This window comes from Mycolicibacterium boenickei (assembly GCF_010731295.1).
GTDB classification, from domain to species: domain Bacteria; phylum Actinomycetota; class Actinomycetes; order Mycobacteriales; family Mycobacteriaceae; genus Mycobacterium; species Mycobacterium boenickei.
Genome location: NZ_AP022579.1, coordinates 6,333,489 through 6,348,054, shown reverse-complemented (window position 1 = coordinate 6,348,054; position 14,566 = coordinate 6,333,489). Strand labels below are relative to the sequence as shown.

General features: G+C 68.8%; 12 protein-coding genes. 5 read left to right on the top strand and 7 right to left on the bottom strand.

The genetic code is table 11. From position 1 onward, the window contains the following. Window position 1: 1 nt before the first annotated feature. A complete protein-coding gene (gene truA, locus G6N57_RS30365; RefSeq protein WP_077742125.1) occupies window positions 2-880 on the top strand; it encodes a tRNA pseudouridine(38-40) synthase TruA in 879 nt (292 codons plus the stop codon). A 36-nt stretch (window positions 881-916) separates the two neighbouring features. Here truA and G6N57_RS30360 read toward each other — a convergent pair whose 3' ends face one another. The 5 genes from G6N57_RS30360 to G6N57_RS30340 all read right to left on the bottom strand — a co-directional run bounded on the left by G6N57_RS30360 (window position 917) and on the right by G6N57_RS30340 (window position 4,825). Then, entirely contained in the window at window positions 917-1,564 is a 648-nt protein-coding gene (locus tag G6N57_RS30360; RefSeq protein WP_077742124.1) for a cutinase family protein, read from the bottom strand. A gap of 91 nt (window positions 1,565-1,655) precedes the next feature. Continuing rightward, window positions 1,656-2,303 carry a cutinase family protein gene (locus G6N57_RS30355; protein ID WP_234815556.1) on the bottom strand — a complete coding sequence of 216 codons (648 nt, stop codon included), beginning with the start codon at window positions 2,301-2,303 and terminating at the stop codon, window positions 1,656-1,658. Window positions 2,304-2,396: 93 nt separating this feature from the next. Next, window positions 2,397-3,062, bottom strand: a complete 666-nt coding sequence (locus tag G6N57_RS30350; protein WP_077742123.1) for a cutinase family protein — start codon at window positions 3,060-3,062, stop codon at window positions 2,397-2,399. Between the two features lie 25 nt (window positions 3,063-3,087). Further along, a complete protein-coding gene (locus G6N57_RS30345) occupies window positions 3,088-3,756 on the bottom strand; it encodes a cutinase family protein (RefSeq protein ID WP_077742122.1) in 669 nt (222 codons plus the stop codon). Window positions 3,757-3,781: 25 nt separating this feature from the next. Then, complete coding sequence (locus G6N57_RS30340) at window positions 3,782-4,825, bottom strand: EamA family transporter (protein ID WP_077742121.1); 1,044 nt, start codon at window positions 4,823-4,825, stop codon at window positions 3,782-3,784. Window positions 4,826-4,916: 91 nt separating this feature from the next. Between G6N57_RS30340 and G6N57_RS30335 the strand changes: the two genes are divergently transcribed. Then, a complete protein-coding gene (locus tag G6N57_RS30335) occupies window positions 4,917-5,468 on the top strand; it encodes a CGNR zinc finger domain-containing protein (protein WP_077742120.1) in 552 nt (183 codons plus the stop codon). Between the two features lie 125 nt (window positions 5,469-5,593). Continuing rightward, window positions 5,594-6,937, top strand: a complete 1,344-nt coding sequence (gene eccB / locus G6N57_RS30330) for a type VII secretion protein EccB (RefSeq protein WP_234815557.1) — start codon at window positions 5,594-5,596, stop codon at window positions 6,935-6,937. On the opposite strand, the gene mycP is transcribed toward eccB, so the two are convergent. Further along, a complete protein-coding gene (gene mycP / locus G6N57_RS30325; RefSeq protein WP_077742118.1) occupies window positions 6,890-8,215 on the bottom strand; it encodes a type VII secretion-associated serine protease mycosin in 1,326 nt (441 codons plus the stop codon). The genes eccB and mycP overlap by 48 nt on opposite strands. After that, window positions 8,212-9,543 carry a type VII secretion integral membrane protein EccD gene (gene eccD / locus G6N57_RS30320; protein WP_162563991.1) on the bottom strand — a complete coding sequence of 444 codons (1,332 nt, stop codon included), beginning with the start codon at window positions 9,541-9,543 and terminating at the stop codon, window positions 8,212-8,214. Before eccD ends, mycP begins: the two co-directional genes overlap by 4 nt. 121 nt (window positions 9,544-9,664) lie before the next feature. Between eccD and eccCb the strand changes: the two genes are divergently transcribed. Together eccCb and G6N57_RS30310 are read left to right on the top strand one after the other, a co-directional pair. After that, a complete protein-coding gene (eccCb, locus tag G6N57_RS30315) occupies window positions 9,665-13,381 on the top strand; it encodes a type VII secretion protein EccCb (protein ID WP_077742619.1) in 3,717 nt (1,238 codons plus the stop codon). Further along, the gene (locus G6N57_RS30310) at window positions 13,378-14,526 is read left to right on the top strand and encodes a type VII secretion-associated protein (RefSeq protein WP_077742116.1); all 1,149 of its coding nucleotides are present in this window, start codon (window positions 13,378-13,380) and stop codon (window positions 14,524-14,526) included. The genes eccCb and G6N57_RS30310 overlap by 4 nt, the downstream gene beginning before the upstream one ends. The last annotated feature ends 40 nt before the right edge of the window (window positions 14,527-14,566 follow it).

The window sequence follows — 14,566 nt, the reverse complement described above, 5'->3', positions numbered from 1 at the left end:
CATGAACATGCCCGCCACCGATTCCGGTGGCGGGCATGTCTCGTTTGTCCGCCTGCGGCTCGACGTTGCCTACGACGGCACCGATTTCGCCGGCTGGGCGGTGCAGGCGGGGCAGCGCACGGTCGCCGGGGTGATCGACGAGGCGCTCTCGACGGTGTTCCGTACGCCGATTGTGACCCGCACCGCGGGCCGCACCGACACCGGCGTACATGCGACCGGTCAGGTCGCGCACGTCGATGTCCCCACCGACGCGCTGCCGCATGTGTATCCGCGGACCACCCGCCCGGGCGATGCCGAGTTCACGCCGCTGGTGCGGCGATTGGCGCGGCTGCTGCCGACCGACGTCCGGATCCGTGACATCGTCCGGGCGCCTGCGGGTTTCGATGCCAGGTTCTCGGCACTACGTCGGCACTACACCTACCGGCTGAGTGTGGCCCCCTACGGGGTCGAGCCCGCCGAAGCCCGGTTCGTCACACCGTGGTCCAAACCTCTGGACCTCGACGCGATGACAGCTGCATCGCGGGAACTGTTGGGGCTCAATGATTTCGCGGCTTTCTGCCGTCACCGCCCCGGAGCCACGACGATCCGCGACCTGCAGCGGTTGGAGTGGGTGCGCGACGGCTTCTACGTGACGGCATATGTCACCGCGGATGCCTTCTGCTGGAACATGGTTCGCTCGCTGGTCGGCGCGATGCTGGCGGTGGGGGAGGGCAGGCGCTCACCTGAGTGGACCGCCGGACTGCTGAGTGAGACAAGCAGGTCCAGTGACTTCGCCGCCGCCCCGGCCCGGGGGCTCACTCTCGTGCAGGTCGACTACCCCGCCGATGATCAGCTCGAGGCCCGCAACCTGATCACCCGAGACGTGCGGACGGCCGACTAGCGCTGCGGTGCACCGCCGCCAGGCCGGCCACAGCCCTCAGAGCCGCGCCGAGACGAATCTGGCCGCCTGGGCCACCATTCCCGACCGGATGTATCCGGGCGCCAGGTGATCCTGCCACCCGGCCCGCCAGTTGTACGGGCTACTCGGGTTGCAGATCGGATCGTCCGAGTGGCACAGGTCGATGGTGCGATTCTGGTAGGCCGGGTTCAACAGCGTGATCGGTGCGGCCCAGTTGGCGCCGTTGCCGAACAGCGCCACCGCCGCGACGTGCCGGTCGGTGCCCTTTGGTAGTGGACTGTTGAAGGTGAACGCGGCGATGGGCATCGCCAGGATGAGGTCGGTGGCGACGGCACCCAGTGAGTAGCCGCCCAGCACGAGGCGGGTGTTCGGACAGTTGCGGGTCATCCACTGCACGTGGCGGCTCATGTCGTTGGCGGCCACGTCGGCCTGGGTGTCGGCCGGGTATTTCACCGAATACAGGGCGACGTTCGGGCCGCGCAGCGTGCGCAATGCGTTGACGAACGCGGCACCGACTTGCCCGGGACCTGGGGGCTCCATGCGGCCGCGGGCGAACACCACCTCCGCAGGCGGGCACGTGGCGGCCTTCGCGACGCCAATCATGCTGGGCGCCACCGCCATCGGTACCACAACGGCTGACAGGACGGTGATCAGTGCGGCCGACATTCGACGGCCAATCACGGATTAGATGGTATTTACGGTCCCGTCGAGATTAGGTGCCGGTCCGGCAACGATCCGGCGACGAAGCGTTTCCGCCTCAGAGGCGACCGGCCACGAAATCCGCGGCCTGGTTGACCATCCCGCCGTCGATGTAGGCGCCGGCCAGGTGATCGGGCCAGTTGTTCTTCCAGGTGTCGGGGTCGGCGGGATTGCAGATGGGATCGGCGCCATGGCACAGCTCGATGGTCCGGTCGGCATAGACCGGGCTGAAGCGGGTGATGGGACCGACCCACGCGGCGCCGTTACCGAACAGGGCGACTGCGGCGATGTGCCCGTCGGCACCCCCGGGGAGCGGTGTCTTGAAGCCGAAGCCGGTGAACGGAACGGCCAGCACCACGTCGGCGACCGCCGCGCCCAGCGAATAACCGCCGATCACCAGCCGGGTGTCCGGGCAGTTGTTCATCATGTACTGGATGTGGCCACTCATGTCGTTGGCGCCGATGTCGACTTCGGTGTCCGCCGGGTACTTGACGGCGTAGACGCCGATGTTCTTGTTCGTCTTGGCGCGCAGCGCGTTGACGAAGGCGTTCCCGAGGGTGCCGACGCCGGCCGGTTCGGTACGGCCGCGGGCGAACACCACCTCGACCGGAGAGCACAAGGCGGCATTGGCCACCGCTGGAGAACCGGGTAGGACAGCCGAGATGACGGGCAGGACAGCAACAGCCGTCGCGATGATGGCAGCCACACCGGTCCACCGCCGAAACAGTCGGGCTACGCGGCTCGCTACCTGGTTTTCGGTAGGAAGTTCGACCACCTAAGCGATCGTAGCGGACGCGGACTACAAGAGACCGGCGACGAAGTTGGCGGCATCGTTGGCCGGACCTTCGTAGGCCCGGTGCGCCGGAACGCTGTCGCCGTCGCCACAGACCGGGTCGCCAGGGTTACACAGATCGATGGCGCGAGATCCGTACACCGGGCTGGAGGTCAGCGGCAGGCCGAGCTTGGCCGACGGATTGCCGAACACGGCGACCGCGGCGACATGCTCGGGGACGTTCGGAGGCAGCGGCGCATTGAAGCCGACGGCCGGGAACGGGACGGCGGCGATCACGTCGATCACCGCGGCACCCTGCGAGTATCCGCCCAGCACCAGACGGGTATCGGGGCAGTTGTCGACCATCCACTGGATGTGCCCGGACGCGTCGTTGGCGCCGCCGGCCGCGGCCAGGAAGTCGAAGCTGGCCGGGTAGTTCACCGCATAGGCGCCGACCGAGCGGCCGCCGACCTTGTTGCGCAGCGAACTGACGAACGCATTGCCGATCCGGCCGAGGCCGGGGGTGTCATTGGTGCCGCGGGCGAAGACGACTTCGATGTCGGAGCAGGCGGCCGATGCCGTCGGCAAACCCGAGGACAGGGTGGGCACCGCGACGGGTGCGACGACGGCGACGGCAGCGGTCAGCGCTGCCGCCACGAACACGGTGCAGCGACGAACAAGATCAATGGCCACACCGAATCCTAACGTCTGGAACCGCCTAGACGATTCCCGCAACGAAGTTGGCGGCCTGATCCGCCATGCCTGAGGTCACGTAATCGCTGTGCGCGAACGGGTTCCGGCCACGTGAACAGATCGGGTCGCCGTCCTTGCAAAGATCGATGGCTTTGCCGCCGAACACCGACGAGGTGATCGGAATGCCGAACTTGGCCGACGGGTTGCCGAACACGGCCACAGCGGCGACCTGGGGCACCAGCTCGCCCGCCAGCGGCGGTGCCGATCCGATCTCGCCGACCTTGTTGCCGAGCGGCGGGATACCGGCCAGCATGTCGACGACCGCGGCGCCCTGCGAATAGCCACCGAGCACGACCCGCGTGGACGGGCAGGAGGAGGCCAGAGTGGCGATGCGATTGGCGGCGTCGTTGGCGCCGTCGGCGGCGGCGAGGAAGTCATAGCTGGCCGGGTAGTTCACCGCGTAGGTGGACACGCTGCGGCCGCCGAGTCGTGAGCTCAGCCCGTCGGCGAAGGCCTGGCCGGGCCGGCCCAATCCGGGTGCGTCATTGGTACCGCGGGCGAAGATTACCTCGATGTCGGAGCACGGTGCGGCCGCGGCGGGCGCGGCGAGCGCCAGCGGGAAAGCCGCGCTGACCAGGGTTGAGACGATCGCGGCCACCCGGGCCGACTTCCGGAGGAGACTCACGGGGGACATATTCACACAAAATGGTTAGCCGCGGCTAATCGATTGCGCGTTCGGTTGTCTCCTGCAAGGCCATATCCGGCCAGGTCGCCAGCTCCACCTGGGTGGCTGTGTCGGTGCCCGGGTCCGGCTGCTCGCTGCGGTCGCCCTGCCGGGCCACGGCCAGGCCCACCAGCACCACCGCGCCGCCGATCGCCTGGCTCACCGACATGGCCTCGCCGAGCATGATCCAGGCGATCAAGACCGCGAACAGCACCTCGGAGAGTCCGACCAGTGACGCGAAGCGCGGCTTGAGCCTGGCGATCCCGACGATGCCGAGGGTGTAGGCCAGGGCGGTGGGGATCAGGCCCAGCGCGATCACCGGCACCAGCCATGCCGTGGTGTGTCCGGCGATGGTGACGGGGTTGGTGGTGAAGGTCAGCGGCATCACGCCGGTGACGCCGAGGAGCGCCACGGCGGCGGTGCCGATGATCAGACCACCGGCGGCCAGGCTGATCGGGCTGAGTCCGTCGCCGTCGGTGCTGGCCTTGTTGGACATCATGAAGTAGCAGGCGGCACACACCGCGGCGGCCAGGCCCCAGGTGACCCCGGTGAGGTTGATCTGAGCGCCGCTGAACACGTCGAGCACCAGGACGATGCCTGCGATGGCGACTGCCACCCCGGCGAAGGTCATGGCGCTGGGACGGTGCCGGGTGGTGGCCCACACCCAGCCCACGACCAGGATCGGTGCGGTGTACTCCAGCAGCAGGGCCACGCCGACGGACAGGTGCGCGACGGCGTTGTAGTAGCAGAGTTGTGCGCCGGCGATGGGGATCAGGCCGTACCCGACGACCGTCTTCGCGTGGCCGAGCACCTCGCGGATCCAGCCGGGCCGGACGACGCTGGCGAACGCGGCCATCATGAGCGCGCCGCCGGCGAGCCGGGCGGTGACGGCCGCGGTGGGGCTCCACCCGGATTCCATCAGGGCTTTGGCGAAGGGGCCCGACGAGCCGAATGCGAGCGCGGAGCTGACGGCGAACAGTAGGCCGAGCCGGAAGTGGTTATCGGCAGTCGTGCGGTCGAGCTGGGCTTCGGCAGTCATCGGTACACCTCCCTAGGGCATGTCATGAGTAAAATCGATTATGGTAGTGACAGTAAGGTAGAACTTACGGCGACAGGGGGTCATGAGTCAAATGCTTTTTACCTATGACACGGAGCTCACGCTCCGGGCCGCGATGGTGTTGGTGAACACCGATCGGGTAGAAGGCGAACAACTGTCTGACCAGGCCGACCTGAACGCCTACCTGGATGACTTCGGCTGGACCGGTCGGCGGGACCGCGACGACGCCGAACTCGAGGCCGTGCGCGTGCTCCGCGGCCGCATCGGCGAGATCTGGGCGGTGGCCGACGACGAGGAGGAGACCGTCCGCCGGGTCAATGCCCTCCTGAGCGATACCAAGGCGGCGCCGTGGCTGACCCGGCACAAGGAGATGCCCGAATGGCACCTGCACCTGGCCTCGGTCGACGACCCGCTCGCGCAGCGCATGGGTGCCGAGATGGCGATGGCGCTGGCCGACCTGATCCGCGGCGGCGAACTGCGCCGTCTCAAGATCTGCGCCGCCCCGGACTGCGAGGCGGTGCTGACCGACCTGTCGCGCAACCGTTCGCGCATCTTCTGCGACACCGGAAACTGCGGTAACCGCCAGCACGTCGCGGCCTACCGGCAACGCCAGCGCACCGAATAGCACGGCTCCCGAATCGGTGTAATTGCGCTGTCCCCGGCCGGGTTAGGGTTGCGCACGGGGGACATATGGCACGGCGACCGGCCACTCGGTTACAGCTCAGCGGGCATCGATTTCTGTTGCGGCGCATGGCACACGCGCTGGTTCGCGGCGATGCCCGGATGCTCGACGACCCATTGCGCGCGCAAGCGGTGGCGTACGGCGCCGGATGTGTCCTGGCGGCCGTCGGGGTCGCGGTGTGTGCCGTGCTCACGCTCGTGCGGCCAGGCACGGCGCCCGGCCAGGCGCCGATCCTGATGGCGCGCGACACCGGCGCCCTGTTTGTGCGCATCGACGACACAGTGCATCCGGTGCCCAACCTCGCCTCGGCCCGACTCATCGTCGGCACTCCGGCGAATCCGGTTGTGGTCGATGACCGGGTGATTGCGAAGTTCCGGCGCGGGCCGCTGGTCGGCATACCCGGGGCTCCCGTCCAGATCGGCCGGCCGCTGGGCCTTGACGAGTCGGGCTGGGAGATCTGCGATGTCGCCGATCCTGCCGAGACGGTGCTGATGGCCGGCCCGGCGGATCGTGAGGCCTCGGAGTTGCGCGCCGGCCAGGGACTGTTGGTGTCGGCACGTGCGGTTGGCGCTGCGACCTACCTGCTCGCCGACGGGTGGCGAGCCCGAGTCGACCTCCGCGACATCGCCGTGGTGCGTGCGCTACACCTGGAAGGTGTCCCGGTCCAACCGGTTTCGCAGGCGCTGTTGGATTCCGTGCCCGAGGCGCCGGCACTACAGGCCCCGGTGATCGCGGGGGTGGGCGCTGCCGGGCCGGCCGTGCTCGGTGGGCTCACCGTGGGCACCGTGGTCCGGGTGGTGCGCGCCGGCCCCTCCGAGTTCTATGTCGTTCTCGCCGACGGGCTGCAACGCATCGGCAGGGTGGCGGCCGACGTCATCCGCTTCAGCGTGGCGCAGTCCGACGGCGAACCTCCCGTCGTCCCTGCCGATGTGGTGGCCGACATACCGGTGGCCGACAGTCTGGCAGTGGCCAGATTCCCGGAGCGGGTACTGCCTCGCGGACTGGCCGTGGTGTGTGCGCGCTGGGACCCGAGACAAGCCGGCACCGATACGAATACCACTGTGTCGATGGCTGATTCATTGTCAGGTGCCACCGTTCAGCTGGCTCAGGCAGACGGTGCCGGGTCGAACATCGACCGTGTGCGCATCCCGGTCGGCCGCAGTGCCCTGATACAAGCGGGCGGCGTCGTGCGCGGGGCGACCGTCGGTGGACCGTTGTATCTGTTGAACGATCTCGGTGTGCTGTTCGGGATCCGTGACGCCCAGACCGCCGAACACCTGGGCCTGGAGGCCGGCGCCGTCCCCGCCCCATGGCCCATGTTGGCGATGCTGCCGCGCGGTCCCGAACTCAACGGTGACGCGGCCTCAGTCGTGCGGGATGTGGCCCCCGGCATCCGGGTCGCGCCGGCGTAACCGGTTGGCTGCCAGCGTCACCGCGGTCAGCACTGTCATCGCGACACACACGGCGGCACCGCCGAAGGCGATGCGACGGGGCAGGGGATCGGTCGGTGCGGGCACCCCGGGCGCTACCGAAACCGGGGCGGTCGGTGCGGATACCGGCGGCGAGGTGCTGCCGCTCACCGCCGCCAGGGCGTCGATCACACCGTGGCCGACATACGGATTCCAGCCGTCGGCGGGGGTGCGTGCGGTGTCTTCGATGCGGCGCATCACTTCTCGCGCGCTCAACTGCGGGAACCGGGACCGCACGAGGGCGGCGACGCCCGCGACCACCGGTGTGGCATAACTGGTTCCGGATATCGGGGCATCCCGCCCGATCGTGTCGATCAGCTGGTCGCCGTCGGGATGCAGTGACACCAGGTTCTCTCCGGGCGCGGCCACATCCACCCACGGGCCCGCCAGGCTGAAAGCCGATGCGGTGCCATCGGACCCGACCGAGCCCACCGCCAGCACCAGGTCGTCGTACCAGGCCGGGCTGGACACCGAACGCACACCGTTCCAGTCGGGCTCGCCGGGCTGTCCGGCCGGGCCGTCCTGCTGGGTACAGCCCGCGCCGACGTTGCCGGCTGCGGCCACCACCACGACGTTGCGCACATCGACCGCGTAGCGCAGCGCGGCGCCGAGGGCGCGGTCGTCGGGTGCCGCGGCGGCCGGCATGCAGGCCACCGACGAGATGTTGATGACCGTCGCGCCGAGATCGGCCGCGGTGCGCACCGCCATGGCGAGGGTGCCGACATCGCCGACACCGCGTGCCGCACCATCTTCCGCGAACTTGTTGCTGGACTGCCGGATGGCCAGGACGGTGGCATCGGGGGCAACCCCGCTGAATCCGGCAGTCGGTGCACCAGCGGCGATTCCGGCGACGATCGTGCCGTGCCCGTCGCAATCCGCGGTGCCGTCCCCGAGAGACACGTAGTCGCCCCCGCCGATCAGGCGGGGCAGGAGCCGGTGTCGGGCCACCCCGGTGTCGATCACTGCGATCTTCTGGCCGGCACCCCGGGTGAGCGGCCATACCGCGTCGAGATTCAGCGGGCCACCCTCCGCGCCGGACGCGCCGGCTGCCGATTGGTAGCAGGGCTGTCGTTGTTCGGTGGGCCGGACGGGCGCGGGTGGCGCCGGCCGGGGCAGCAAGGTGGAATCTACCGCCGGTGGTACGACGGCTGCGGCAGGTGCGATGGCCAGCAGCGGAAGCCCGGCGATCAGCGTCGCGGCCAATCGCCCTGACCGGTTCACCGCAACCCCAGGTCGCCGAAGAGGTCAAAGGCACCGGCGAGCCAACACGCCAACGGCACCACCGCAGCCAGTGCGCCGTATTCGATGACGTCGGCGAGCCGTGCCACCACCGGACTCTGCACGGTGACCGGCCACAGCACGGCGATCCCGGCGGCTACGGCGAGGATTCCGGCCCAACTTCCGTGCGCGGGGGCCCATGCCACGACAAGGATGAAAGTTGCTGTGAGAGACAGAAATCCGCAGACGACTGCGGCTGTGCGGCAAGGTCCGGATGCGTAGGTACGCGAGCGCAACAACAATGCCACCCCGACAGCGGCGGCGAACGCGACCTCGACGGCCGAGACCTGTCGAAGCCCGGCGAGGGTGAGGATCGAGGTGCCCAGTGCGGCCGCCGCCGCGCACCCGGCCACCAGCCCGGCCAAGGTCTGATGCCCGATCAGTGCACGAGTGTCGGCATCGGATCTGTTGTCGCCCACTACGGCTTCTTCAGCACCGGGGTATCCCGGTACGGTCGGTGTCAGGCCGGCCAGCGCGATGGACAACCTCGGGGTCAGGGGTAGCAATCCCAACCCGACCGCACTCACCAGCGCACCCAACGCCGGTGACGCCACAGGCCACAGCACTGAGAACCCCGTCGTCGCGGCGAGTACCCCGGCCACGGTCACGACCGCGATCAGGACCTGTCTGCCGCAACCGGTCGCCCGGATCAGCACCACGCCCAGCGATCCCGCTGCCGTGGAGGCCAAGAAGAAGTTCGCCGGCGCAGGACCGGCCGGAACCACGAGGAATCCGAGGACCCCCGCGAGTGCCACGGCGGCCACGTTGAACGTCGTGATCACAGTCGCGCTCAGCCCCAGACGCGGCGCGGACACCGTGACAGCCGTGACGATGACGGCCACCGCTGCTGTCGCGGCGACGCGGCCCCATCCGACACTGCCGAGTCCGGCCCATGCCAAGGAAACGATGCCGAGGGCACAGGCCCACAGACAGACGGTGACTCGCAAGGCGATCGGGAATGAATCATCGGTCGAGTCGACCGTCAATGCCGCCATCAGCGGCAGCTCGACCGCAGGCTGATCACGGGATGCGGTCAAGATCAGAAGATCGCCATCCTCAATGTTGTTCTGCACCAAGGTTGCTGACTCATCTAGACCACGACCACCGACGTGTGCCAGCCGCCACCGGTGCGGGGTGCCGTCCCCGGCGTCGAGCGCATCGACGATCCACGGCAACAGGTCGCCGACGGTCATCCCCGTGGGCAGGGACAGATCCACCGTGGTGTCGTGCCTGCCGCAGTGAATCGAGACGTGGCGTAAGGAATCCGGCATCGCATCACCCCCCGGTTGACGCCGATACATGTCACGCTAACCGACCGGACATGGGTCGGGTCGCACCAAAATTTCTGTGCGGAGAGGGAACCCGAGGGGCTCGGTGTGCGTCCAAATGTCGATGGAAACCATCCGCACACCGCACGCCACCCGCGGTCTCCCGGCAGGGGAGCCACCGACCGGGGAGTTGGTGATCGACGCGCCGCCCGCGTTGCCCCGCCACACCCCGGCCGGCCTGCTGACCAGGTTGCTGCCGCTGGTGCTCGTGGTGGCGATGATCGGCATGATCGCGGTATACGTCACCTCGGGTGCGACGGCCGCCCGCGGCCCGGCGTCCACGATGTTCCCGGTCATGATGGCGATGTCGGCGATCGGTACGGCCGCTTACAGTTTGAAGAGCAACGGCCGGCCCCAGCAACTCCACCGGGACCGTTGCGAGTACCTGCGCTATCTCGACGGGATCGACGCCGCGACGGGTGAGACCGGCCGCTCCCAGTGGTCGGCACTGCACGCGGACCATCCTGCGCCCGGATGTCTGTGGACGCTCGCCGGCAGGGAGCAGATGTGGAAGCGCCGCCCCGGCGACCCCGGCTTCTGCGACGTGCGGATCGGCGTGGGGGAGCGTCCGTTGTCCACGCGCCTGGTCACCGGCACCACCGCCCCGGGGCACGAGACCGATCCGGTGACGGTATCGGCTCTGGCGCAACTGATCCGGCGTCGGTCGGTGGTGACCGATGTACCGCTGACAGTGAACCTGAGCGAGTTCGGCCGGGTGACGGTGGGCGGTGGTGCCGATGCGGCCCGAGCCCTACTACGCGCCATGGTCTGCCAGCTCGCCACCGCGCACAACCCGCGGCATGTCCGCATTGCGACCGTCGTCGACGGACCGACCGCGCGGCACTGGGAGTGGCTGAAATGGCTCCCCCACCACACGACCGCAGACGACGGCGGCGAGACCGCCGGGTCCGCGGCGCACACCGTTGTCATCGTCGACTCCGCTTCGACGGCGGTATCCGCCCCCGGCCCGGGGGTCACGCTGCTGGTCGTTGCCGGCGACACCGATACCGAAGCCGATCTGCATCTGGACCTGAACCCCGACGCGGGACGATGCGGCGGTGCCCCATGGCAACCCGACCAGATGACCCACGAGCAGGCCGTCACCTGTGCCCGCAGGCTGGCGCGCTACCGTTCCGGCCACGCCTCCGATGACGCGGGCTGGCCGGCGCTGATCGGTATCGACAACCGCCTCGGAACCGATCCGCTCTGGCCACTCTCGGATCCGCAGCAGTTCCTTCGGGTTCCGGTCGGCCGATGTGGCGACGGCACCCCGGTACACCTCGACCTCAAAGAAGCCGCGCATGACGGCATGGGACCGCACGGGCTGTGCGTCGGGGCCACCGGGTCGGGAAAGTCGGAGTTCCTGCGAACCCTGGTGCTCGGGCTGATCGCCACGCATCCGCCCGAGATGCTCAACCTGGTCCTCATCGACTTCAAAGGCGGGGCAACATTTCTCGGTCTTAACACGGTGAACCACGTCAGCGCGCTGATCACCAATCTGGCCGAGGAAGCCCATCTGGTGAGCCGGATGGCCGATGCGCTGGCCGGGGAGATGACCCGCCGCCAGGAGTTGCTGCGGGCGGCCGGAAATCTGGCAGGCATCGCCGACTACCGACGCCGGGCCGATCTACCGTCGTTGCCGAATCTGCTGATCGTGGTCGACGAGTTCTCCGAACTGCTGCAGCAGCACCCGGATTTCGCCGAACTGTTCGTCGCGATCGGCCGGCTCGGACGGTCACTGGGCATGCACCTGCTACTGGCCAGCCAGCGACTCGACGAGGGCAGGCTCCGCGGACTGGACAGTCACCTGTCGTACCGGGTGTGCCTCAAGACATTCTCGCCCAGTGAATCCCGGTCGGTGCTCGGCATCGCCGACGCGTACGAACTGCCCAGCACCCCGGGAGCGGCGTACCTGAAAACGCCCTCAGGCGAGATCATCCGGTTTCAGACCGCGTTCGTCTCGGAACCCTGCGCGGAGCCCGAGCGGCCCTCGCCATCGGCGCGGGCCGTCCCGCTGCGACCGCGACGGTTCACCGGACTCTGCACCCGGACCGACGAGCGGGCTACCTCACCGTCCACGTCCACTGTGCTGCACCAGATCGTGGAGCGGCTGGCCGGGCACGGCGCACCGGCACATCAGGTCTGGCTGCCGCCGCTGCCGCCGGCCGTCCCACTCAGCGGCGTGTTGCTGTCCGGTTCCGAGCCGCTGGCGGTGGCGATCGGACTCGTCGACCGCCCTTTCGAGCAGCGCCGGGATCGACTGGTGCTCGCGTTGGACGCGGCCCACGGCAATGTGGCGATCGTGGGCGGCCCCCAGTCCGGGAAATCCACGGCCGCCAAGACTTTGGTGGTCGCGCTGGCTGCCACGCATCGTCCCGGCGACGTGGCGATCTACTGCCTGGACTTCGGCGGGGGAGGGTTGAGCGCTCTGCAAGCGCTGCCGCACGTCGGCGCGGTGGCCGGCCGCGCTGACGCCGACCTGGTCCGGCGTATGGTGGCCGAGCTGCACGCAGTGGTCACTGCCCGCGAAGCACGTTTCACCGCCCTCGGCATCGGCTCCATGGCCGAATACCGGGCACGCCGCCGAGATGGGGACCTCGATGATCCGCTCGGCGACGTGTTCCTGGTCATCGACGGCTGGTCGACGTTCCGCGGGGATTTCGAATCTCTGGAGCCGTCGATCACCGCGCTTGCGGTACAGGGGCTTTCACTCGGTGTTCACGTGGTCGTCACGGCGTCGCGGTGGGCAGATTTCCGGCCCGCACTCAAGGACCAGCTAGGAACCCGTATCGAGTTGCGACTCGGCGACCCGGCCGAATCCGAGATGGACCGCAAACGCGCAAGACAACTGGCCCAGAACGCACCGGGTCGCGGTCTGACCCGGGAGGGGCGCGAGCTGCTGATCGCGCTGCCCCGGTTGGATGGCACGCCGAGCGATACCGGGATCAGCGCGGTCCTGGCCCGGACCGGAGACATCCTGCGCCGGCAGCACGGCAATGTCCGAGCGCCAGGTGTCCGGTTGCTGCCGACCCGTGTGCTCGGGCGCGAACTCGGTTCGGTGCCGCGAGAGCGGCCTGCGACCGAGGTCCTGTTGGGCCTCGGCGAACGCGAACTGGCGCCCGTGGTGATCGACTTCGCGGCTCAACCTGATCTGGTGATACTCGGCGACATCGGCTGTGGCAAGTCCACGGCGCTGCGTACCCTGTGCCGCGATCTGGTGGACGTCAACGATCCGTCCAGCGTGCAGATGCTCATCGTGGATTTCCGGCGCGCGCTGTTGGGAGTCGTCGAGTCGGAGCATCTCGCCGGTTACGCGCCCTCCGCCGGTGCACTGGAGGTCGTGTTGCCGAGAGTGCTTGAGACCCTGCGCAGTCGGATGCCGGGTCCTGAGGTCACCCAGCGACAGTTCCGCGACCGGTCGTGGTGGACCGGCCCGGAACTGTATGTCGTGGTCGACGACTACGACCTGGTGGCCGGCAGTTCGTCCAATCCACTCTCGCCGGTGTTGCCCTACCTACCGCACGCCCGTGACCTCGGACTGCACCTGTTGCTGGCCCGGCGATCCGGAGGTGCGGCGCGGGCGATGTTCGATCCGGTCCTGGCTGCGGTCAAGGACCTCGGCTGCATGGGCCTGATGATGAGTGCGAACCCCGATGAGGGTGTGCTGTTGGGATCCGTACGGCCGGTCCGGCTTCCGCCGGGCCGCGGCACGCTGATCACCCGCGGCGCGCCGGATCAGCTGGTTCAGGTCGCGCTGTCCAACTGCCCGGATGAGTCGTGACATCGGCCATCGTCGAGGTGGGTCCGGTGACTGTGCGGGGCCCCGGGCCGGACTCAGATCTCGCCGCGATCGCGGTGGCAGGCATCGACGACGAGATCGTCCTGGTCGACGACGAACCGGCCACGGTTTCGGATCTGTGGGTGGAGGTGCTCGACGCCGCGGCGGCGGGGGCACGGAACCTCACTCTGGTGTGCCCGACCTGGTGGGCTGCCGATCGTTGTGACCGGGTGCGGGAGTCCGCGGCCCGGGCAGGCGCTGAAGTGGTTGTGCTGCAGAGGGTTCAGGTCGTGAGCGCGGCGCTGTCGGGCGCGTGGGTCGTGGTCGAGATCGCCGAAGAGGTCGTCGTGGTGTCTGGCGCCGATACCCGCAGGATCACCTTGGCGCGCCACGCCGAGGAGGATCTGGATCCCGAGACGGTGGTGCGGGCCGTGATGGCGCTCGGCGGGGTACCGGATGAAGTCGCCGTCGATGCTCCGGCGGAGGTCTCCGGAGGTGTCGTGCTGGGCAACGCGGTGGTGGCCGGATTGCGCAGTCGTGGTGTCAGGGCCGCGCTGGCCGGCTCCCGGGCATGGCGGGACGCCCTCGTCGTACCGGATCCTCCGGTCCTGGCAACTCCGGCTGGGCGGCGGGGACGTCCGGGCCGGATCGTGCTCGGTACCGCAATGGTTCTGGCAGTTGCGCTGGGCGGCATAGCTTTCGCTCAGGGCCGACCGGCGGACCAGGTGGCGATGACGGTACTCGTCGAAGGCCGGGTGGGCATGCAGATCCCGGCGGGATGGTCGGTCCGGCGGATCACCGAAGGGCCGGGATCGGCTCGGGTCCAGGTGGTTTCGCCGGCCGACCCGCAGGTGATGATTCATCTGACCCAGTCCGGCATCGGGGACGGCGCGCTCGCTGACACGCTGCGGCGAGCTCTGAGAGAACAGCCGCCCGGGATATTCGTCGACTTCGACGCGTCCGCGGTCGTCGCCGGGCGCCCGGTGGTCAGTTACCGGGAGGTCCGTGAGGGCCGGGAGATTCGTTGGGTGGTGTTCGTCGATGGTCCCGTTCGGATCGCGATCGGGTGCCAGAGTGGCCAGGGGCATGCCGAGGCGGTGCGGGCGCCCTGCGAGGCGGCCGCTGGCTCGGCGCATGCAGCGTCATGAAATCAGATGGAACCGAACCGGCTCGTGCTGCGTCGAATTG